Origin of the sequence: Tsukamurella ocularis, assembly GCF_965138335.1 — a bacterium.
Taxonomy (GTDB): Bacteria; Actinomycetota; Actinomycetes; order Mycobacteriales; family Mycobacteriaceae; genus Tsukamurella; species Tsukamurella ocularis_A.
The window spans coordinates 21,851-41,545 of sequence record NZ_CBCSDV010000034.1 but is presented as its reverse complement, the minus strand read 5'-3'; the positions used below and the strand labels follow the sequence as shown (position 1 = coordinate 41,545).

At 71.4% G+C, this 19,695-nt stretch carries 20 protein-coding genes and 1 riboswitch; of the genes, 3 read left to right on the top strand and 17 right to left on the bottom strand.

What is annotated here, in order from left to right; translation table 11 throughout:
- Positions 1-66: 66 nt before the first annotated feature.
- The 3 genes from ACNAYW_RS21700 to ACNAYW_RS21690 form a co-directional block, all read right to left on the bottom strand.
- Positions 67-1,089: ABC transporter transmembrane domain-containing protein (locus tag ACNAYW_RS21700; RefSeq protein ID WP_415851710.1), on the bottom strand; the 1,023-nt coding region annotated here is incomplete at its 3' end.
- A gap of 7 nt (positions 1,090-1,096) precedes the next feature.
- Complete coding sequence (locus ACNAYW_RS21695) at positions 1,097-2,317, bottom strand: type III polyketide synthase (protein ID WP_415851709.1); 1,221 nt, start codon at positions 2,315-2,317, stop codon at positions 1,097-1,099.
- 11 nt (positions 2,318-2,328) lie between these two features.
- On the bottom strand, positions 2,329-3,759 hold the full coding sequence (locus ACNAYW_RS21690; RefSeq protein WP_415851713.1) for a fatty acid desaturase: 1,431 nt from the start codon (positions 3,757-3,759) through the stop codon (positions 2,329-2,331).
- Positions 3,760-4,215: 456 nt separating this feature from the next.
- Between ACNAYW_RS21690 and ACNAYW_RS21685 the strand changes: the two genes are divergently transcribed.
- Positions 4,216-5,037 carry an LppX_LprAFG lipoprotein gene (locus ACNAYW_RS21685; protein WP_415851708.1) on the top strand — a complete coding sequence of 274 codons (822 nt, stop codon included), beginning with the start codon at positions 4,216-4,218 and terminating at the stop codon, positions 5,035-5,037.
- A gap of 51 nt (positions 5,038-5,088) precedes the next feature.
- On the opposite strand, the gene ACNAYW_RS21680 is transcribed toward ACNAYW_RS21685, so the two are convergent.
- The 11 genes from ACNAYW_RS21680 to ACNAYW_RS21630 form a co-directional block, all read right to left on the bottom strand.
- On the bottom strand, positions 5,089-6,087 hold the full coding sequence (locus ACNAYW_RS21680) for an ABC transporter substrate-binding protein (protein ID WP_415851707.1): 999 nt from the start codon (positions 6,085-6,087) through the stop codon (positions 5,089-5,091).
- A 1-nt stretch (position 6,088) separates the two neighbouring features.
- Positions 6,089-6,853, bottom strand: a complete 765-nt coding sequence (locus ACNAYW_RS21675) for an ABC transporter ATP-binding protein (RefSeq protein ID WP_415851712.1) — start codon at positions 6,851-6,853, stop codon at positions 6,089-6,091.
- Positions 6,854-6,905: 52 nt separating this feature from the next.
- Complete coding sequence (locus tag ACNAYW_RS21670; RefSeq protein WP_458629863.1) at positions 6,906-7,946, bottom strand: FecCD family ABC transporter permease; 1,041 nt, start codon at positions 7,944-7,946, stop codon at positions 6,906-6,908.
- Between the two features lie 36 nt (positions 7,947-7,982).
- A riboswitch (cobalamin riboswitch) is annotated at positions 7,983-8,120 on the bottom strand.
- Entirely contained in the window at positions 8,120-9,034 is a 915-nt protein-coding gene (locus ACNAYW_RS21665) for a 3-methyladenine DNA glycosylase (RefSeq protein ID WP_415851706.1), read from the bottom strand. Its footprint overlaps the riboswitch before it by 1 nt.
- Positions 9,031-10,104 carry a hemolysin family protein gene (locus ACNAYW_RS21660; protein ID WP_415851705.1) on the bottom strand — a complete coding sequence of 358 codons (1,074 nt, stop codon included), beginning with the start codon at positions 10,102-10,104 and terminating at the stop codon, positions 9,031-9,033. Before ACNAYW_RS21660 ends, ACNAYW_RS21665 begins: the two co-directional genes overlap by 4 nt.
- Positions 10,097-11,440, bottom strand: a complete 1,344-nt coding sequence (locus ACNAYW_RS21655) for a hemolysin family protein (RefSeq protein ID WP_415851704.1) — start codon at positions 11,438-11,440, stop codon at positions 10,097-10,099. Before ACNAYW_RS21655 ends, ACNAYW_RS21660 begins: the two co-directional genes overlap by 8 nt.
- A gap of 134 nt (positions 11,441-11,574) precedes the next feature.
- Positions 11,575-13,014, bottom strand: a complete 1,440-nt coding sequence (gene guaB1, locus ACNAYW_RS21650) for a GMP reductase (RefSeq protein ID WP_415851703.1) — start codon at positions 13,012-13,014, stop codon at positions 11,575-11,577.
- A 41-nt stretch (positions 13,015-13,055) separates the two neighbouring features.
- A complete protein-coding gene (locus tag ACNAYW_RS21645; RefSeq protein ID WP_415851702.1) occupies positions 13,056-13,502 on the bottom strand; it encodes a TM2 domain-containing protein in 447 nt (148 codons plus the stop codon).
- Positions 13,503-13,552: 50 nt separating this feature from the next.
- Complete coding sequence (locus ACNAYW_RS21640) at positions 13,553-14,494, bottom strand: M56 family metallopeptidase (RefSeq protein WP_415851701.1); 942 nt, start codon at positions 14,492-14,494, stop codon at positions 13,553-13,555.
- Between the two features lie 21 nt (positions 14,495-14,515).
- The gene (locus tag ACNAYW_RS21635) at positions 14,516-14,902 is read right to left on the bottom strand and encodes a BlaI/MecI/CopY family transcriptional regulator (protein ID WP_415851700.1); all 387 of its coding nucleotides are present in this window, start codon (positions 14,900-14,902) and stop codon (positions 14,516-14,518) included.
- A 250-nt stretch (positions 14,903-15,152) separates the two neighbouring features.
- Positions 15,153-15,380, bottom strand: a complete 228-nt coding sequence (locus ACNAYW_RS21630; protein WP_415851699.1) for a PspC domain-containing protein — start codon at positions 15,378-15,380, stop codon at positions 15,153-15,155.
- A 113-nt stretch (positions 15,381-15,493) separates the two neighbouring features.
- Here ACNAYW_RS21630 and ACNAYW_RS21625 point away from each other — a divergent pair, with 113 nt between their 5' ends.
- Positions 15,494-15,919, top strand: a complete 426-nt coding sequence (locus ACNAYW_RS21625) for a PaaI family thioesterase (RefSeq protein WP_415851698.1) — start codon at positions 15,494-15,496, stop codon at positions 15,917-15,919.
- A gap of 74 nt (positions 15,920-15,993) precedes the next feature.
- Here the strand turns inward: ACNAYW_RS21625 and ACNAYW_RS21620 are convergent, their stop codons facing one another.
- On the bottom strand, positions 15,994-17,454 hold the full coding sequence (locus ACNAYW_RS21620) for an NAD(P)/FAD-dependent oxidoreductase (protein WP_415851697.1): 1,461 nt from the start codon (positions 17,452-17,454) through the stop codon (positions 15,994-15,996).
- Between the two features lie 71 nt (positions 17,455-17,525).
- Positions 17,526-18,095: a CGNR zinc finger domain-containing protein gene (locus tag ACNAYW_RS21615; protein WP_415851696.1), complete on the bottom strand. Its 570-nt coding sequence runs from the start codon at positions 18,093-18,095 to the stop codon at positions 17,526-17,528.
- 84 nt (positions 18,096-18,179) lie between these two features.
- Between ACNAYW_RS21615 and ACNAYW_RS21610 the strand changes: the two genes are divergently transcribed.
- Positions 18,180-19,199, top strand: coding sequence for an EamA family transporter (locus ACNAYW_RS21610; protein WP_415851695.1), 1,020 nt, complete (start codon positions 18,180-18,182; stop codon positions 19,197-19,199).
- Here ACNAYW_RS21610 and ACNAYW_RS21605 read toward each other — a convergent pair.
- On the bottom strand, positions 19,099-19,599 hold the full coding sequence (locus ACNAYW_RS21605; RefSeq protein WP_415851694.1) for a GNAT family N-acetyltransferase: 501 nt from the start codon (positions 19,597-19,599) through the stop codon (positions 19,099-19,101). The genes ACNAYW_RS21610 and ACNAYW_RS21605 overlap by 101 nt on opposite strands.
- Positions 19,600-19,695: the final 96 nt, after the last annotated feature.

Genomic DNA, 19,695 nt, shown 5'->3' with positions numbered 1-19,695 from the left:
GTGCGGCGGGGGGCCGCCGGGGCCTCCCGGGCCCCCGCGCGGCGGCCGGCCGGNGCCGTGCGCGCNGGGCGGCGGCTCGGGGAGGTACTCGTAGCCGACACCCCGCAGTTCGACGGTGCCGTCCGACAGCGGCCGGGGCTCGTAGGGGAGCGCCGACTCGTCGCGCGGGGTCTCCAACGAGAGGTCGAGGCCGCGGATCTTCGCGAGCGCGACGTCGCCCCGCAGGAGGTCGGGGATGCGGTGCATCAGGCTCTGCATCGGCATCGACAGGAACGTCGTGACCAGCACGTAGCCGATCATCGTCTCGCGCGGCAGCTCCATCGCCCGGGCGAGGACGAACAGGATCAGCACCATCGTGCCCAGCTGCAGCACCTGGCCCAGCGCCTGCCCGCCGGCGAAGCGGGTGCCCGCGGCGACGTGCTTGCGGCGCAGGTCCTCGGCGGTGCCCAGCAGCTTGCGGTCCAGGAAGTCGGTGCGCCGTGCGCGGTGGAGCTTGAGCTCCTTGATCCCGTGCGTGACCTCCTGGAACGAGCCGATGAGCGCGTCGTCGAGCTCGCGGGCCCGGCGGTAGGTCTCCCGGACCCGCCGCAGCACCGTCTCCACGCAGGCGATGCCGATGAGCGTGCCGGCCACGGACACCGCGAACAGCGTGCCCGAGACGGTCGCGAGGTAGGTCAGCGCGCCGATGATCGTCGCGAGGTCGATGCAGAGCCCGGGGATGCCCGAGACCGCCATCGACAGGGAGCGGACGTCCTCGGTGAGGGTCGCGAGGAGGCGGTGGTCGCCGAGCCGCTCGATGTGCTCGAGCGGCGCCGCCAGGACGCGCTGCGACAGCCGCGCCCGCAGCCGGTACACGGCGGCCTGCGCGAGGTGCAGCAGGATCAGCTGCGAGGCCACCCCCGCCACCACCACGACGACGGCGGTCAGGACGAACTGCGTGACCGTGACCGTCGGCATCGGGCCCGGCGCGACCAGACCGTTGATGAGAGTGAGCAGGTAGGCGTTCGCGCCGCCGGCGATCAGGCCCGCGACCACCGCCGCGGCGATCGCCGCGGGCGAGATCGAGAGCAGGAACTTGAAGAGCTTCATGGCGTGCTCATTCGCCGGCGGTCACGACGTCGAAGAGGAAGCCCTCCACGGTCACGCCGGGTGCGAAGGAGAAGGCCATGCCCGTCGACGGTGCCGCCCCGTCGGCCCCGGGGGCGGGGCGCCCGGCACCGTCGGACACCTGCGCCAGGAGGCGCTCGAGGACGAACAGCAGCGAGACGCTGAGCATGTTGCCGTGCTCGGCGAGCACGTCCCAGCTCGTGCGCGAGGCCTCCTCGGGCAGGCCGAGCGCCGCGGCGGCGGACTCGATGATCTTCGGCCCGCCGGGGTGGATGGCCCAGTGCGCGATGGCCTCCCGGCCCAGGCCGTTGCGGTCGAGCACCGCGTCGACCACGGGCGCGACGCCGTTCACGATGTACTGCGGCAGCGACTCGGCGAGCTCGCACGTGATGCCGTTCGCGTTGACCCCGAGAACGATCCCGTCCTCGGCACCGTCGAGCAGGTGGGTGAAGGTGTCGCGCACGACGATCCGGCCGCTCGGCAGCGGGTGCCCGACCTCGCTGGCGCCGATGACGGCGGCGCCGCAGCCGTCGGCGAAGAGGCTGGAGATCACCACGTCGTTGGGGTCGCCGGAGAAGACGGCGTTCACCGAGCTCAGCTCCAGGCAGATCATGAGCGACTTGCGGTCCGGGTGGGCCCGTACGTAGTCGGTGGACACGCGGAGCGCGTTCATCGCGGCGGCGCAGCCCATGAAGTTGATGACCACGCGGCTGGTCTGCGGCGCGAGGCCGAGCGCGCGGATCACCGCGACGTCGACGCCGGGCGCGAGGAAGCCGGTGCTGGTCACGAAGACCAGCTGGCCGATGTCGGCGGGATCGATCGCGTGCTCGGTGCCGGCGCCGAGCGCGCGGCGGGCGGTCTCGATCGCCAGCGGCGCGGCGTGCTCGTAGAAGAGGTCCATACGCTCGCGGACGGTGTCCGGGCGGGTGCTGAACTCCGCGAACTCCGGCGTCAGCGGGTCGATCGCCAGGTGGCGCTCGGTGACGCGGGTCTTCGCGTAGACACGGCGGATGCGCTCCGCCTGCCGCGGGTCGTCGAACCGCGCGGCGACCCGGTCGGCCGATTCGGCCTGCCCGTAGGTCTGCGCGGGCGAGCTCGTCGCCAGCGATTCGATCACCGCGACGGAGGTGGGCGGCGCGGGCGGCGCACCCAGCCAGGCGGGCTGGGGGACGACGGGGCTGTGCTCCCGGCTCTGTTCCTGGACGTTCATGGGTGATCTCCTTACACCGTGCCGACGCCGGTGAAACCGGCGACGACGTACGAGCCCGAGGTCTTGAGCGCCTCGGGCGAGAAGTGCTCGCGGAAGAAGCCGTGGCCCTGCTCCTGCGCGGGCCGGGCCTTGCTGCCGAGGAAGGTGCGGACCTGGTCCGGCAGGCGGTCGAAGAAGAAGCTGCGGCGCGGCAGCCACTCGACGCCGAACTTCGCCGCCTCCTCGGCCATCAGCTCCTCGGTCGCGATGTTGGCGAAGCCGCTGCGCTGATACGGCAGCACGTGGTGCACGCGGTGGCTCGACAGGCCGGCCGAGAGGAAGCAGTCGACGTACCGGTTGCCCGAGATCCACAGGTCGTAGGCCTGATTGAGCTGGTTCACCGCCCAGTCCTCGGTCTCGACCTCGGGGAGCTCGTCGACGTCGGTCTCGAAGTCGTGGCTCGCGACCACCAGGAAGGTGCTCACCCAGAGCACTGCCGCGAACTGCGCGACCCACGCCCACACGTCCCCGAGGAAGAGGAACAGGAAGAACTCGCCGATGAGCAGCGCGCGCATCGCGAAGGCCCCGATGAAGTGCGGGAGCGCGCCGCGCAGCGAGCCGTACATGTCCGCGACGCCCACCTGGCGGGTGAGCTTGACGATCTCGAACAGCCGCATCGTCATCCCCGTCGCAGTGTGCCCGAACTTGTGCAGCGTGTGGATCGGGATCCGGTACCAGCGCGGAATGTCCATCATCATGGTGAAGACGTTCTTCTTGATGTCCACCTCGCTCTGCGTGTGCGGGTGGTGCAGCAGCGCGTGCCCGTCTGCCGTGACGAAGGAGAGGGCCACGTAGTTGATGTCGAAGGCGTTCACCAGCACCTTCGTCGCGCCCTTCTGCGCGCGGTGGATCGCGTAGTGGCCGAAGCCCGCCAGCGAGCTGCGCAGGATCACCATGAGCAGCACGAACAGCCAGATCGGCATCCACGAGGGGACGCCGAGCCGGGTCGCGATGACCACGACGTACGCGACGGCCAGCGCCGCGGCGACGATGTTGAACCAGCGGTCCATGCGCTTGACGCGGGCTTTCATCGCCGGATCGCGCAGTCGCGCCTTGACGGCGTGCAGCAGATCCTTCGGATCGTCGAACCGATAGCGCGGAGTATCGCGCCAGCTGTCGAATCCGTCCTTGAAGAGGAAGGCCGGGGCATTGTTCTTCGGGTGCACGTCCTCGACGCGGGCGTCCCGGTCGAGCGCGAAACGTTCGAGCATCTTCTCGATCTTCTCGGGATTCGCGTGATACGAGCCGATGATCGACGTGATGTCACGATTCTTGGACCGCCCGATGAAGAATTCCCCGCCCGGGTGCTTGTTGATCCATTCCGAGAGATCGTAGGCGCGGCCTTTGTAGACCCACACGTTCGACAACTGCGGTCCGCCGCCGGGGCCGGGTTCCCGACCCAGATCGCGGGGCCCGGGATCGCCGCCCTCGGTATCGAAATCGCGGCCGCGGGGGCCGGCGGGACGGCGCCCGGGATCGCGCCCGTCGGGACCGGAAGCGCCGTCCTGACCTGCGCCGCCTCCGCGCCCCGGGTCGGTGCCGCGCTCGAGATCGCGGGGGCCGGGGTCGGCCGCGCCGCGCTCGGCCGGCGCCGGTGGCGGGGTGGAATTGATCGACACTTCTGGTTCCTCCTGAACACTGCCGGATTCGGCGGTTGTGTAGACCGTCTCCGGTCACGCTAATGGATCGCTGAAGGTGCGCTTGCCGCTACCTTCCAGTGTCCGATTTGTCCGGAAACGACGCAGAAGAATGCTTCGATCGGCTCCGGAATTCATGCATACTTCATCGTGAGGGCGGGACTTCCGCCCTTTCATTCGGCCCCGGGCGGTTCCGCCCGGACAGATTCCAGGGGGGAACCCATGAACCTCAAGGCATCGCGGGCGGCTGTTGCGCTGCTCGCCGCCGGCGCGCTGGTGCTCACCGGTTGTGCTGACAAGAAGACCGACGACGGCGGCAGCACGACCACCACCGCCGCCGCCGCGAGTGGCGCCTCGGGCTCGCCGACGGCCGCGCCCTCGGTCGACGCGAGCGGTCTGCCGACCGTCCAGATCGTGCAGGACGCGGCGCTGGCCACCCGGGAGACGTACTCCGAGCACCTGACGCTCGCCGTCGACAAGGGCATCCAGGGCCTGCCCGTCACCAGCGTGAACGGCGACATCATCTCGTTCAAGGACACCAAGCGCGTGGCGGCGCAGGGCGACGCCAACGTCCGCTTCCAGGACAACTACGTGCAGACGAAGTTCGTCGTGATCGACGGCGTGATGTACGCCAACCTCGGCGGCGCCAAGTACCAGCCGATGGGCAAGACGGGCGAGAAGGGCGTCTACGACCCGGCGGTCATCCTCGACATGGAGAAGGGGCTGGCGAAGATCCTCGACTCGGTGCAGAACCCGAAGGTCGACGGCAAGGACACCGCCAACGGCCTCAAGACCGTCAAGGTCACCGGCACCGTGGCCACGCAGGTGCTGGACCCGCTGCTGCCGCAGATCACCGACATCGCGACCCGCGGCAACGCGGGCGCCACGCTGCCCATCACCCTGTGGATCGTCTTCGACGCCTCGGCGAACCCGCAGCCCAAGCCGAACGTCACGCGGATGGAGGTCAAGCTGAAGGAACTGCCGATCACGCTGAACCTCACCGACTTCGGCAAGGACGTGAAGATCGAGAAGCCCGCGACGTAGCAGAGTTCCACGAAGAGCCGGACCTTCGGGGGGAGGTCCGGCTCTCTGCTGTCAGAAGCCCTTCGAGCGCAGGTACAGGCCGAGCGTCTCGACGCTGCCCGGCGTGCGCGGGCCCTCGACCCAGCCCGCGTACGGGATGACGACGACGTTGCCCTCGCGGACGGCGGTCGTGTTCGCCATGAGCGGTTGCGAGCGCAGCTGCGCGAGCTTCGCCGCCGGCGTGTTCTCGGGCCCGACCCCGTAATCGACGATCGCGATCACCTGCGGGTCCCGCTGCGCCGCGGCCTCCCAGGAGGCCGTCGTCCACGAGTCGTCGAGGTCCGCGAAGACGTTCTCGCCGCCCGCGTTCTCGATGATCGCCTGCGGCGTGCCGGTGCGCCCCGACGTGAACGGATCGGGGGAGGCGCTGTCGAACAGGAAGACCCGCGCCCTCCTTCCCGACGGTGCGCCCGCGCGCACCTTCTCGACGCGGGCGCGGTACTCCGCGACGAGCCGTTCCGCGCGCTCCGGCACCCCGAACAGGGTGCCCAGGTCGGTGAGGTCGCGGAACAGCGCGTCGAGCGGGGGCATGACGCCCCGCTTCGTGCCGCCGGGTTGGCGGCACGCCTCGGTGAGCTGGTAGGGCACCGCACCGATCTCCCGGATCCAGTCCGGCGTCACGCCGGTGGTCTCCTTGAAGCCGTAGTTCCAGCCCGCGAAGACGAAGTCGGGCCGGGCCGCCTGGATGGTCTCGCGGGTGAAGGCCGTGCCGAGGCTCGGGGCGCGGTCGAAGTCCGCCCTCCACGGCGAGGTGGTGTAGTCGACGTGCTTGCCGTCGTAGGTGGTGTACCCGGCGATGCGGTCGGTGAGGCCCAGCGCGAACAGGATCTCCGCGGTCCCGGTGTCGTTGACCACGACCCGCGTCGGCGGGTGCGGCACCGTCAGCGGGGCGCCGCAGTTGATGACGGTGGCCGGCGCCCCGGACGGGCTCGACGGCGCCGCGTCCTCGACCGTCGCGCCGCAGCCGGCGAGCAGGGCGCCGCTGAGCAGCAGCAGGGGCAGTCGCTTCATGTCATGGTCCTTCGTCGAAGATCACCTGGGGCGCCCCCAGGCGGGGGTGGGGCACGACGTGCGCCCCGATGTCGAAGTAGCGCCGGAGCACGGCCGGCGTGAGGATCTCCGCCGGGCTGCCGGAGCAGGCCAGCGCCCCCTGGGACAGCACGTACAGCCGGTCGCAGTACTGGGCCGCGAGGTTGAGGTCATGGAGCACCGCGATGACGGTGACGTCGAGGTCACGGGCGGCGCTGAGTACCGCGAACTGGTGCCGGACGTCGAGGTGGTTCGTCGGCTCGTCGAGCACCAGCACCCGCGGCTCCTGCGCGAAGGCCCGGGCGATGAGCACCCGCTGCGCCTCGCCGCCGGAGAGCGTGCCGAAGTCCCGCCGGGCCAGGTCCGCCGCGCCGGCGGCGGTGAGCGCACCGTCGACCGCGCGGCGGTGCGCCGCGAGCGGGACGCCCCGGCGCCGGTGCGGCAGGCGGCCGGTCTCGACGATCTCGCGCGCGGTGAAGCCGATGTCGAAGGGCGCGTGCTGCATCACCGCCGCCACCTGTCGCGCGTTCTCGGCGAGGCTCACGGCGGTGACGTCCCGCCCGTCGACGGTGACCGTCCCGGTGGCGGGGGTGAGCACGCGGTAGACGCACCGCAGGAGCGTCGACTTGCCGCTGCCGTTGGGGCCCACGACGCCGATGAACTCGCCGGCTTCCGCCGTGAGGCTGAGGTTCTCGATGATGCGTCGCCCGCCCAGCTCGACCGAGACGCCGTGGTAGTCGACCCGCATCACGCACCGCCCACGGTGAGATCGTGGGAGGAGTCGGCACCTGTCGCCCGCATCATGCGCTGCCCACCGGCCTGCGGCGCATGAGCGCGATGAACAGCGGCACCCCCACGGCGGCGGTGATCGCGCCGAGCGGCAGCTCCTGCGGCGGCGCGACGGTGCGGGCCGCGATGTCCGCGAGCACCAGGAAGACCGCGCCGAGCGCCGGCGCGATCACGAGGACCCGGCGGTGGTCGGCGCCCACGAGCAGCCGGGCGACGTGCGGCACGACGAGGCCCACGAAGCCGATCGCGCCGCACACCGACACGATGATCCCGGTCATCGCCGCGGTGAGCACGAACAGCGCCGACCGGTAGCCGGAGGCCGACAGCCCGACGGAGATCGCCACCTCGTCTCCGAGGGCCAGCGCGTTGAGCTTGCGCGCGCCGTACCGCAGCGTCGTCAGCCCCACCGCGACCGTGACCGCGAGCAGTGCGGTGGTGCGCCAGGTGGAGGGGGAGAGGCTGCCGAACAGCCAGAACATGACCGTGCGGGCGGCGTCGCCGCGCGGCGCGAGGAAGACCAGCACGGTGGTGACCGCCGAGAAGCCGTACGCGAGAGCGGTTCCGGTGAGGACGAGCCGCAGGGGCGTCAGCCCGCCGCCGCGGTAGGCGATGAGGTAGACCAGCGCGGTCGCGCCGAGCGCGCCGAGGAACGCGGCGGTCGGCAGCGCGTACAGGCCGAGCGTGCCGAGCACCCCGAACAGCGCCACCGTCGTCGCGCCGACGGACGCGCCCGAGGAGATGCCGAGCACGTACGGGTCCGCGAGGGCGTTGCGCACCATCGCCTGCACCGCGACGCCGATACCGCTGAGACCGGCGCCCACGACGGCGGCGCTGAGCACCCGCGGGATCCGCGAGTCGGCGACGATCCGGTAGTGCGTGGCGTGCTCGGCGTCGACGACGCCGCCGGTGAGGAACGCCCAGACGTAGTGCGTCGAGTCCTGCCAGGGGATGCGGACGGTGCCCATGAGCACGCCCAGCCACATCGCGGCGATCAGCGCGATGAGCAGGCAGGCCAACAGCACTGCCACACGGCGCGACGAGACCACTCGCACTCCGCGACTCCCCTCGGGTCGGTGAGCACCGCCCGGCTCCGGGCGGTCGCGAGGGCAGGTATCGGGCTGGCACGCGCTGCGCGTGCACACCGTTGCGGGGCAGCCCCGGATTCGCACCGGGTTCCCTCTTGCGCCGCGGGCTCGCGCCCACGGACCGTCGCTGGGAGGGAAGTCTAGGCGGGGGAGCCGGGCATATCGGCGGCGGGCCGGTCCCCGGGCCAGGCGCGGACCACAGCGAGGAGCCGCTCGCGGATCGGCGCGGCCCGCTCGGCGAGGGCGGCCTGCCTCCGCACGTACTCGCGCCGCCCGTCGGCCGTCTCGATGGCGATGGGCGCGAAGCCGAGATCGGCCAGGTCGTACGGGCTCGCCCGCATGTCCAGTTCCCGGGCGTCGCGGGCCAGGTCGAAGGCGTCCGCCACCAGGTCCGACGGTGCGCCGGGCGTCAGCTTGAAGGCCCACTTGTAGAGGTCCATCCCCGCGTGCAGGCAGCCGGGCTGCTCCGAGTCGACCTGGGTCTCGCGGGTGAGCCGGGCGGCGTTGCGGGGCGCCGCGTCCGGGGTGAAGAAGCGGTAGGCGTCGTAGTGGGTGCACGTCAGCTGTCCCGCGCGGACCACCTCGTCGGTGCCCGCCGGGCCGAGGCGCAGGGGCACGGGATGGCGCGCCTGGTCGGCTTCTCGGTAGACCATCGCCCACTCGTGCAGGCCGAAGCAGCCGAACACCGGCCGACGCGCGGCAGTGGCCTCCAGGAGCCGGGCCACGTACGCGGCCGTCCCCGCGCGCTTGTCGAGCACGGCGGGATCCTGGGTCACGCGCGTCCCGGAGACCACGTAGCCCCGGCTGCCGCCGAATTCGCCGGCCGCCCGCGGACCGTCGAGCGTCACGCCGATGCCGGGATGCCAGCGCAGCAGGTGCGCGGGGCGGTGCCCGTAGTAGGTGAACAGGAAGTCCCACACGGGGTGCTTCTCGCCGCGCGCCGCGCGGTCCCGGTGCGCGGCGACGAACGGCTCCAGGCGGGCGCGGTGGGCGGCCGCGAGCGGCTCCCACTGCCCGTCGGTCAGCGTCCCGGGGCCGCAGCCGGTGCTGCTCACACCCGGTGCGTCCCGTCGCGGACGGTGCCGACGAACTCCTCGACCACGTCCTCGAGCGCCACGATGCCGATGGTCCGGCCGTGATCGTCGGCGACGGCGGCGAGATGCCCGCCGAGGCGGCGCAGGTCGCCGGCCGCCTGGTCCAGGGACAGGCCCCCGTCGACCACCGGCAGCGGGCGGACGCGGCTCGCGCCGATCACGGACTCGGGGCCGACGGTGGTGTCCATGATGTCCGGCAGCACGTCCTTGACGTGCAGGTAGCCGGTGAACGCGCCGGCGCTGCTGCGCACCGGGTACCGCGAGTAGCCGGTCTCGGCGACGGCGGTCTCGATGTCGCCCAGGGTCGGCCCCCAGACGCCGTTGACGCCCTGCTTCGCCTGCAGCCCGCGGATCTCGGTGAGCGGGATCGCGACGTCGGCGACCGTGCGACGCGAGGTCTGCAGCGCCCGCGTCAGGCGCACCCGCTCCTCGGCGTCGATGAGGCCCTCGTCGTGCGATTCGGCGATGAGCACGCTCAGCTCGCCGGCGGAGACGGTGCTGTCCAGCTCGTCGCGCGGCTCGACGCCGCCCGCGCGCAGCACCAGCATCGCCAGCCAGTTGTAGACGGCGATGAGCGGCCGCACCAGCCGCACGAACGCGACGTGCGGCGGCACCAGCAGCATCGCCGCGGCCTCGGGGCCCGCGAGCGCGATGTTCTTCGGCACCATCTCGCCGAGCAGGATGTGCAGCACCACGACGAGGCCCAGCGAGACCGTGAACGAGATGGGGTGCAGCAGCGCCTCGGGCACGTTCGCCCAGGACAGCGGCTTCTCCAGGAGATGCGCGATGGCCGGCTCGCCGACCTTACCGAGGAGGATCGAGCAGATCGTGATGCCCAGCTGGCAGCCCGCCAACATGAGGGAGAGGTTCTCCGAGGCCTTGATCACGGCCTTCGCGCTCGACCGGCCCTGCTCGACGAGGGCCTCGAGCCGGTCGCGGCGGGCCGCGATCAGCGCGAACTCGGCCGCGACGAAGAACGCGTTCGCGGCCAGCAGCAGCACGGTCAGGGCCACGCCCAGCAGATCACTCATGGGTCACCTCCACGAGGTCGACGCGGCGGCCGTCCATCCGGGCCACGCGCGCGGACCACTGCGGGGCCTCGACCTCGTCGTCGTCCACGGACGGGTGGTGGGGCAGCGGGACGCGGTCGCCGACCGCGGGGATGCGGCCGAGCAGGAACATCACCAGGCCGCCGATCGTGTCGTAATCGCCCTCCGGGGCGCGGTAGCCGGTGTCCCGCTCCAGCTCGTCGATGCGGAGCAGACCCGAGCACAGGAACCCGTCGTCCGTGCGCTGCACGTCGACGGGTTCGTTCGCGTCGTGCTCGTCGCGCACGTCGCCCACGATCTCCTCGATCAGGTCCTCGACGGTGACGATGCCGGCGGAACCGCCGTACTCGTCGACGACGAGGGCCATCTGCAGGCCGTTGGCCCGCAGTTGCTCCATGAGGGCGTCGCCGTCCAGCGTCGCGGGGACGACGGGCGCCACGGTCGCGATGTCCGAGACGGTCACCGTCGCGCGACGATCCGCGGGCACCGTCAGCGCCTGCTTCACGTGCACCAGCCCGATCGTGTCGTCCAGGTCGCCGCGGACCACGGGGAATCGGGACCGCCCGGACTCGATCGAGAGCGCCACCAGGTCGGCCACGGTGTCGTCGGCGTCCAGCGAGTGGATCCGCTGCCGCGGGGTCATCAGCTCCTCGGCGGTGAGCTCGCCGAATTCGAGGCTGCGGCCCACGAGCTCGGCCGTCATCTCGTCGATCGCGCCGTGGGCCGCCGAATTGCGCACCAGCGCACTGAGTTCCTGCGCCGAACGGGCCGAGCTCAGCTCCTCCGCGGGCTCGATGCCCAGGCGACGGACCAACGCGTTCGCGCTGCGGTTGAGGAACGAGATCGCGAATCGGAAGGTCGAGGAGAACAGCGACTGCGCGCCCGCGGTGAGCCGCGCGGTCTGCAGCGGCCGGGCGATCGCGAGATTCTTCGGTGCCAACTCGCCCAGCACCATCGACAGCGAGGTCGCGATGATCAGGGCCAGGATCAGGGTGAGCGCGGTCGACCAGACCTGCGGCATGCCGGTCCATTCGAGCGCGGGGCGCAGGAACTTCGAGAGCACCGGCTCGGCCAGGTAACCCGTGACCAGGGTGGTGATCGTGATGCCCAGCTGGGCGCCGGACAGCTGGAAGGACAGCGTGCGATGCGCGTTCTGCACCTGCTTGGAGCGGCGGTCACCGCGATCGCGCACATCCGCGTCGACAGTGGACTTCTCCAGCGCGGTCAGCGAGAACTCCGCCGCCACGAAGAGCGCGGTGCCCAGGGTGAGTGCGAGGAAGCCGACGATGGCGCCGACGGTGATCAGCGCGCTAGCCATCGACGGACACCACCCGTCCCGGCGTCGGTGGTGCCAGTCGTCGGCGGCGTTTGCCGGGTCTTCGGGACTTCATGGTCCTTCCCAGGGGATCGTCGGTGGATGCACTGCATCCTACCGACGATCCGTCGAGATTCTCACCAACCGCCGGGGAGCGGACGGCCCTCGGCGAAGCCGGCGGCGCTCTGCACGCCGACGGTCGCCTTCGCGTGGAACTCCGGCACGGTGCGGGCGCCGGCGTAGGTGAAGGAGCTGCGGACGCCCGAGGTGATCCGGTCCAGCAGGTCCTCGACGCTGGGCGCGTCGGGATCGACCCGGATCCGCGAGCTGGAGATGCCCTCCTCGAACAGCGACTTGCGGGCGCGGTCGAAGGCGCCCTCGCCGGCGGTGCGGGCCGCGACGGCGCGCTTGGACGCCATGCCGAAGCTCTCCTTGTAGGCGGAGCCGTCGGTCGCGTACTTCATGTCGCCCGGCGACTCGTAGGTGCCGGCGAACCAGGAGCCGACCATGACGTTGGAGGCGCCGGCGGCGAGCGCCAGCGCGACGTCGCGCGGGTGCCGCACGCCGCCGTCGGCCCACACGTGCGCGCCGAGGTCGCGGGCCGCTGCGGCGCAGTCGAGCACGGCGCTGAACTGCGGGCGACCGACGCCCGTCATCATGCGTGTGGTGCACATCGCGCCGGGGCCCACACCCACCTTGACGATGGTGGCGCCGGCGTTGACCAGGTCGCGGGCGCCGGCGGCGGCGACCACGTTGCCCGCGGCCAGGGGCAGGCCCAGGTCCAGCGCGGCGACGGCCTCGAGCGCGTCGAACATCTTGGCCTGGTGGCCGTGCGCGGTGTCCACGACCAGCACGTCGGCACCGGCCTCGGCGAGGGCGCGGGCCTTCGCGGCCACGTCGCCGTTGATGCCGACGGCGGCGGCGATCCGGAGCTTGCCGGCACCGTCGACCGCGGGGGTGTAGATCCCCGCGCGGACGGTGGCGGTCCGGGTGAGGACGCCGTGCAGGCGGTCGTCACCGTCGACCAGCACCGCGAGGTCGGAATGGTCCTTGTCCAGCATGTCGAAGACGGCCTCGGGCGCGGTCCCGGCGGCGGCGCAGACGAACGAGGTGGTCATGACGTCGCGCAGGCGGGCGAAGCGGTCGACGCCCTCGCAGGCCGTCGAGGTGACCAGGCCGACCGGCCGGTTCTCCGCGTCGACGACCACGACGGCGCCGTGGGCGCGCTTGGGGAGCAGCGCGACGGCGTCGCTCACGGAGTCCTCGGCGCCGAGCGTGACCGGGGTGTCGGCCACCAGATCGCGGCTCTTGACGTACGCGATGGTGTCCGCCGCGGCCTGCAGCGGCAGGTCCTGGGGGAGCACGACGATGCCGCCTCGGCGCGCGACCGTCTCCGCCATCCGACGGCCGGCGACGGCCGTCATGTTGGCGACGACGAGGGGAATGGTGGTGCCGGTCCCGTCGACGGAGGAGAGATCGACGTCGAAGCGGGAGGTCACGTCCGACCGGTTCGGGACGAGGAAGACGTCGTCGTAGGTCAGGTCGTACTGCGGGCGGCTATCAGGAAGGAACTGCACGTGTGGGCAGTCTACCCGACGGCACCATCCCGGGGCGCGTGTCAGGGGCGCAGGGGGCGGCCCTGCGGATCCCGGACGCCGCCGGTGAGGATCATGATGCCGTCGATGAGCGCCCAGATGCCGACGCCGGCCAGGATGACGAAGCCGATGAGGATGATCGACGTGACGAGGCCGATCACGGTCAACACCAGTTGCGTCACCGCGATCGATGTGGAGCCCAGGTAGAACCGGCCGATGCCCCACCCGCCGAGGAAGATCTGCAGCAGGCCGGCCGCGAGCTTCGACTTGTCCGAGTAGGGCTCGCCGGTCTGCGGGTCACGGCCGTACGGCGCGGCCGGATCGGCGCCGAAGGGCTGGCCGTACGCGAACGCGGGCTGCGGCTGGCCGTACCCGGGCTGACCGTACGGCTGCTGCTGGTAGCCCTGCTGGGCGTACGGGTCGTACTGCTGGCCGTACTGCTGGCCGTACGGCTGCTGCGGATCGGTCATGGTGGTCCTCCCTCGATTCCCCCTGGGGCGCCCAGCGTACCGACGCGCCGTCAGTGCTGGAGCAGGCGGGAGAGCTCGGTGAGCCAGGGCACTGCCACGGCCACAGTCGGCACCACCAGGATCAGCCCCGCGAGCAGGTACACCGACGCGCTGAAAAGGTTGCTGGCCGGGGGCATCGACAGCCGCTCCACCCGGACGACGGTCCCCGTCGCGCCGACCGCGAGGGCGCCGCGCGGCGCGGGGCTCTGCGCGCAGGTCACCAGGGCGTTGGCGAGCGGGACCGGGCCGGCGGCGGCCACGGCCTCGTCGTCGGCGAGCAGCTCCACGAGCAGCTTCACCGAATCGAGGGCCGCGGACGAGCGGACGAACTTCGGAAAGGCGTGGTGGACGGCGGTGAAGGCCTCGAGCACCAGGTCGTGCCGGGACCGCAGGTGCGCCCGCTCGTGCGCGAGCACCGCGGTGAGCTCCTCGTGGCTGAGCTGGTTGATCGTGCCGACGCTGAGCACCACGCGGTGTCGCAGCCCGGGGAGGCAGTAGGCGAGGGGCTGGTCGACGCCCAGGACGCGCAGGTCGGCGCTCGAGACGGGGTGGTCGCCGTCGACCGCGTGCGACAGGATGTCCACGACGGTGCGGTGCCGGGCCCGGCGCCGGCGGGTGCGGACCGCGAGCCGGACGGTGGACGTGATGAGCCGGGCACCGACCAGCAGGGTGAGCGCGAAGGCCACGACGGCGACGATCCACGGGACGACGCCGAGTTGGCGGATCTCGTCGATGGGGTTGGTGGTGGGCCGGCCGTCGGGGCCGGGAACGAGCAGGCGACTCGCGATCACGAGGCCCGCGCTGAACGCGGAGAGCACCGCGGCCAGGGCGATCGCCTGCCACAACACGAGTGCGGCGCGCGGCGCGCGCAGCGGCCAGGCCGCCCGGGAGAGCCAGAGGGGCACCGGCCCCGCGAGCAGCAGGGCCAGCGCTCCGAAGATGAAGGCCGCCATGGGGACGAGCCTACTGGGTGATCAGGACTCGGCGCGACGAGCGGCTTCGCCGGCCTCGAGCTTGGCGAGCGCGCGCCGCAGGGCCTGCGCCTCGTCCGCACCCACGCGCTCCACGAAGTGCACCAGCGCGGCCTCGCGGGAGCTCTCGGCCTGGGCCAGCGCGTCGAACATGAGGTCGGCGACGAGCTCGTCGCGGCCGAAGCTCGCGGCGTAACGGTGCGCCCGGTCGGTGCGGATCTGGCTCACCAGCTTCTTCTTCGCGAGTCGCTGCAGCACCGTCATCACCGTCGTGTACGCCAGCTCGCGGTCAGCGGCGAGCGACTCGTGCACCTGTCGCACGGTCTGCGGTTCAGTGGACGCCCACAGGTGGTCCATGACCGCGCGTTCCAGATCTCCCAATGCCGCCATTGCTCCGATTCTACTCGGGATGGTCCGCGTCGCTACGACGACCTGTCGTAATCCACGCCACACCGATGAGGGCTTGCTAAGTTAGGCCAGCCTGTCCTAGAGTGAGTCTCGTCGCCGAGAGCGACACCGAAACCACATCGGACCGTGACGCGAACTGAGGGCTGCAGTAATCCGCCGGTCTGTGCCACGGCGGGTCCGGGGGATGGCTGAGCCCCCGGACCCGCCGACTTCTTCCTCTCCGCGTCGCGGATCAGTCCTTGGGCATCACGAGCCACAGTAGCAGGTACAGCAGGAACTGCGGGCCGGGCAGCAGGCACGACACCACGAAGAGCACGCGGACCAGCGTCGCGTCGATGCCGAAGTAGCGTGCGATGCCGGCGCACACGCCGCCGATCCAGTTGTTCTGGACGTCGCGGGCGAAGCGCTTCTGCGGGGCGGGCTGGTAGGGGTTCTGGGCGAAGGGCGAGTTCTCGGTCATGTCTCCACAGTGCCTGCACGACGGTGGATCCCGCATCGGGGTCTTCCCGGACTCCGGCCCGGATCTTCCGGCCCGGAGGACGGGCCGTCCGCGCCCGGTTCTAGGGTGTCTCCATGACGCAACCGACACCCGGACAGCAGCAGGCCATCGACCAGATCCTCGCCGGCGGCACCGCCGGTTTCGATTCGATCCTCGGCCTGAAGTACACGGCCGTCACCGCCGACGGCGTGGAGGCGACGCTCACCCTGCGTCCGGAGCTGCACCAGCCCTTCGGCATCACCCATGGCGGCGTGTACTGCGCGATCGTCGAGTCCGTCGCCAGCGTCTCGGGCGTGGTGTGGCTCGGCGGCGCGGGGCACGTCGTGGGCGTGAACAACAACACCGACTTCCTGCGCGCGCTCTCGAGCGGCGTGCTGTCCATCCGGTCGACCCCGATCCATCGCGGGCGTCGGCAGCAGCTGTGGCTCGTCGAGATCGACTCGGAGGACGGCAAGGCCGTCGCGCGCGGCCAGGTGCGGCTGCAGAACATCGAGGCCTAGCCGCAGCGGCCCGGAAACGCGACGAGCGCGCCACCCGGTCGGGTGGCGCGCTCGGTCGTCGTACGGAGCCGGTGTCAGCCGGCCTTCTCGGCCTTGTCCTTCGCGGTCGACGGTGCGCCCGGGGCCTCCACCTGGACGTCCGCCTTCGGCGCGGACTTCGGCAGTGCCTTCGTCGGCGAGCTGGTGTGCACCGGCGGGATGGCGGGCTTCGCGCCGGTCTGCAGCGCGTCGAGCGCGGTGCGCGCGTACACCTGCTGCTCGGTGATCGTCATCTGGCCGCGCTTGTTGGTGAGGAACGTGATCGCCCACGAGGTCAGCGTGATGACGCGGTTCTGGTAGCCCACGATGTACCAGAGGTGCAGCGCGAGCCAGCCGAGCCAGGCGAGGAAGCCGCCGAACTCCAGCTTGCCGACCTTCGCGACCGCGCTGGCCCGCGACACGGTGGCCATCGAGCCCTTGTCGAAGTACGAGAAGGGCTTGCGGTCGGCGGGGGACTGGCCCTCGAGGCCGGCCTTGATCGCCTTGGCCGCGTACGTCGCGCCCTGGATGGCGCCCTGCGCCATGCCCGGGACACCGTCGACCAGCATCATGTCGCCGACGACGAAGACGTTCGGGTTGCCCGGGATGGTGAGGTCGGGCAGCACCCGCACGCGGCCGGCGCGGTCGGTCTCGGCGCCGGACTGCTCGGCCAGGATCTTGCCGAGCTTGCTGGCGGCGACGCCGGCGGACCACACCTTGCATTGCGCCTCGATGCGCCGCTCGGTGCCGTCCTTCTCCTTGACGACCAGGCCGTCGGCGTCGACGTCGACGACCATCGCGTTGAGCTGGATCTCGACGCCCATCTTCTCCAGCCGCTTCGCGGCCATGGTGCCCAGCTTCTCGCCCATCGGCGGGAGCACGGCGGGGGCGGCGTCCAGGAGGATCACGCGCGCCTCGGTGGGATCGATGTTGCGGAACGCGCCCTTGAGCGTGTTGTCCGACATCTCGGCGATCTGCCCGGCGAGCTCGACGCCCGTGGGGCCGGCGCCGATCACCACGAAGGTGAGCAGGCGCATGCGCTCCTCGTGGTCGTGCGACAGCTCGGCCTGCTCGAAGGCGCCGAGGATGCGGCCGCGCAGCTCGAGGGCGTCGTCGATGGTCTTCATGCCGGGCGCGAACTCGGCGAACTGGTCGTTGCCGAAGTACGACTGATCGGCGCCGGCGGCGACGATGAGGCTGTCGAACGGGGTCACGGTGACGCGCTCGAGCAGGTGGCTGGTGACCGTGCGGTTCTCGAGGTCGATATCGGTGACCTCGCCCAGCAGGACCTCGGCGTTGCGCTGCTTGCGCAGGATCATGCGGGTGGCGGGGGCGATCTCGCCCTCGGAGAGGATGCCGGTCGCGACCTGGTAGAGCAGCGGCTGGAACAGGTGGTGGGTCGTCTTCGCGATCATCGTCACGTCGACGTCCGTGCGCTTGAGGGCGCGCGTGCCGAAGAGGCCGCCGAACCCCGATCCGATGACGACCACCTTGTGGCGGTGCGCTGCCTCGCTCATTACTCTCGTCGCTCCTGGTTCGCGTCGAAGCCGGGATCCCCGGCGTGTGCAGTCCTACCGTAGTCCGCCGTTCAAATCTCGTCGCGTCGCGTGCCGGAACTCGTGGCCCGACGCTCCCGATAGGCGGCGACGTGCGTCCGATTGCCGCAGTTCCCCTCGGCGCAGAAGCGCCGTGAGCGGTTCTTCGACAGGTCCACGAGAACTCGGTCACAATCCTCCGCCGCGCAGGTCTTGAGCCGGTCGACGTTGCCGCTGCGCACCAGGTCGACGAGGGCCATCGCGCACTCCACGCGGACGCGCACGGGGATCGGGGCGTCGTCGTCGGTGAAGTGCAGGTGCCAGTCCCAGTTGCCGTGCCGGGTCAGCCGGGGCTGCTGCGGGGTGGCCGCGAGCATCTCGTTGACGATCGCGGCCACGGCGTCGGGGTGCCGCGCGGCGAACACGCGCGCCAGTTCGGTGCGCAGCTCGTGGATCGGGCCGACGTCGCGCGCCTGCGCGCTGTTCCATCCGGTGAACTCGTGCCGGCGCAGGTACTCCTTGAGCGCGCCGAGGGTGCCGAGGCGTTCCTCGTCGCCGTAGCCGGTGTTCACCAGGTCGGCGGCCATGACGAGGGACGGCTCGGTGTCATGTGCGAATTTCATTTGACTCCTTACGGCGGCGGCCGCTACTGTCACCAGTGTACTTCACTTGACTCCTTACGAATCGCGCATACACGGAGGTGACGCATGGGTCGGGGCATCGCAATCGCACTACTGTCGGGCTTCGCATTCGCGATGTCCGGCCCGTTCGGCAAGCCGCTGCTCGCCGCCGGGTGGAGCCCGGCCGGGGTCGTGCTGGTGCGCATCTGGATCGCGGCGATCGTCACGCTGATCCCGATGCTCGTCGTCGGGCGCGCCCGCCTGGCCACCCTGCGGCGCGCGCCGTTCACCGTCCTGGCGTACGGCCTGCTCGCCGTGATCGGTGTGCAGCTCGCGTACTTCAACGCCATCGCCCACATGTCGGTCACCGTCGCGCTGCTCATCGAGTTCTCGGCGCCGCTGCTGGTACTCGTGTACCTGTGGGCGCGATTCGGGCGGCGTCCGACGCTGCGCACCACGCTCGGTGCGGCGTTGGCGGTCGCGGGGCTCGTCGCGGTCGTCGGCGCGGCCTCCGGCGGTGCCGTGGTCACGCCCATCGGCCTGGCCTGGGCCTTCGTCTCGCTCGTCGGCCTCGCCGCGTACTTCCTGCTCGCGGAGGACGGCACGCGCGCCGACGACATCGACGTCGCGAGCATCGAGGGCGGCAAGCCCGCGGTGGACCAGCTCGCGCTCGCCGTGGGCGGCCTGCTCGTGGGTGCGGTCGTGCTGTCCCTGACCTCGCTCGCCGGGCTGACCCCCGTGCGCATCTCGACCGCGCCCGTCGTCCTGGGCGGGCTCGGCACCACGCCGTGGTGGGTGCCGGCCGTCGTGATCGGCGCGGTCGCCACCGGGCTGGCGTACGTCGCCGGGATCCTGGCCATCAACATGGTCGGCCCCACGCTGGCGTCGTTCCTCGGCTTCTCCGAGGTGATCGCGTCGGGCGTGGTGGCCTGGGTGATGTTGGGCGAGGCGCTCACCCCGGTGCAGATCGTCGGCGCCGTGGCGATCGTCGCGGGGGTGATCGCCGTCAAGCGGGGCGAACGGAGCGGAACGCCGGACGTTCCGCGGCCCGTCGCGCAGACCAATCCGCACGATGGAGTTCGTACTCCACCCGTGCGTAGGGCGTGAGATCGGCCGCGGCCTCGTCGTCGAGGTCCACATCGCCCTGGAGCGACTCCCAGTCGAGCATGGCGATGTCCAACTGCTGCATGCCCAGTCCCGCGAGCACGCGCCGCGAGGCGAGGTTCGACCACGCGGTGGAGGCGTAGACGCGCCCGGTGAGGCCGTGCTCGAAGGCGTGGCCCACCAGGGCGTGCGCGGCCTCGGCGCAGAAACCCCGTCGACGGTGCGTGTCCGCGACCGCGTAGCTCAACTCCAACCCGCGGGCGCGACTGTGCCGGGAGGCGCGCAGCGCGATCCGGCCGAGGGTGCGGCGGCTGTGCCGATCGACGATGTGGAAGCGGCCGTCGAACTCGCCGGCGCCGACGGCGGCAGGGGAGAGGTGCAGGCGCGCCGTCTCGATGTGCATGTGCAAATCACCCCTCACAGGGCTCAGCGTATCGTTTCGGGGCCCGATCACGGCGCAGTTCACGCGGGTGTCGCGACGGTGGCGCGCCGATGGCTG

Bases quoted from the DNA above. Each gene is read 5' to 3' on its own strand.
- ACNAYW_RS21695 (WP_415851709.1), bottom strand. From the start codon at position 2,317: ATGAACGTCCAGGAACAGAGCCGGGAGCACAGCCCCGTCGTCCCCCAG.
- ACNAYW_RS21685 (WP_415851708.1), top strand. From the start codon at position 4,216: ATGAACCTCAAGGCATCGCGGGCGGCTGTTGCGCTGCTCGCCGCCGGC.
- ACNAYW_RS21680 (WP_415851707.1), bottom strand. From the start codon at position 6,087: ATGAAGCGACTGCCCCTGCTGCTGCTCAGCGGCGCCCTGCTCGCCGGC.
- ACNAYW_RS21675 (WP_415851712.1), bottom strand. From the start codon at position 6,853: ATGCGGGTCGACTACCACGGCGTCTCGGTCGAGCTGGGCGGGCGACGC.
- ACNAYW_RS21660 (WP_415851705.1), bottom strand. From the start codon at position 10,104: ATGAGTGATCTGCTGGGCGTGGCCCTGACCGTGCTGCTGCTGGCCGCG.
- ACNAYW_RS21655 (WP_415851704.1), bottom strand. From the start codon at position 11,440: ATGGCTAGCGCGCTGATCACCGTCGGCGCCATCGTCGGCTTCCTCGCA.
- ACNAYW_RS21645 (WP_415851702.1), bottom strand. From the start codon at position 13,502: ATGACCGATCCGCAGCAGCCGTACGGCCAGCAGTACGGCCAGCAGTAC.
- ACNAYW_RS21640 (WP_415851701.1), bottom strand. From the start codon at position 14,494: ATGGCGGCCTTCATCTTCGGAGCGCTGGCCCTGCTGCTCGCGGGGCCG.
- ACNAYW_RS21635 (WP_415851700.1), bottom strand. From the start codon at position 14,902: ATGGCGGCATTGGGAGATCTGGAACGCGCGGTCATGGACCACCTGTGG.
- ACNAYW_RS21630 (WP_415851699.1), bottom strand. From the start codon at position 15,380: ATGACCGAGAACTCGCCCTTCGCCCAGAACCCCTACCAGCCCGCCCCG.
- ACNAYW_RS21625 (WP_415851698.1), top strand. From the start codon at position 15,494: ATGACGCAACCGACACCCGGACAGCAGCAGGCCATCGACCAGATCCTC.
- ACNAYW_RS21620 (WP_415851697.1), bottom strand. From the start codon at position 17,454: ATGAGCGAGGCAGCGCACCGCCACAAGGTGGTCGTCATCGGATCGGGG.
- ACNAYW_RS21615 (WP_415851696.1), bottom strand. From the start codon at position 18,095: ATGAAATTCGCACATGACACCGAGCCGTCCCTCGTCATGGCCGCCGAC.
- ACNAYW_RS21610 (WP_415851695.1), top strand. From the start codon at position 18,180: ATGGGTCGGGGCATCGCAATCGCACTACTGTCGGGCTTCGCATTCGCG.
- ACNAYW_RS21605 (WP_415851694.1), bottom strand. From the start codon at position 19,599: ATGCACATCGAGACGGCGCGCCTGCACCTCTCCCCTGCCGCCGTCGGC.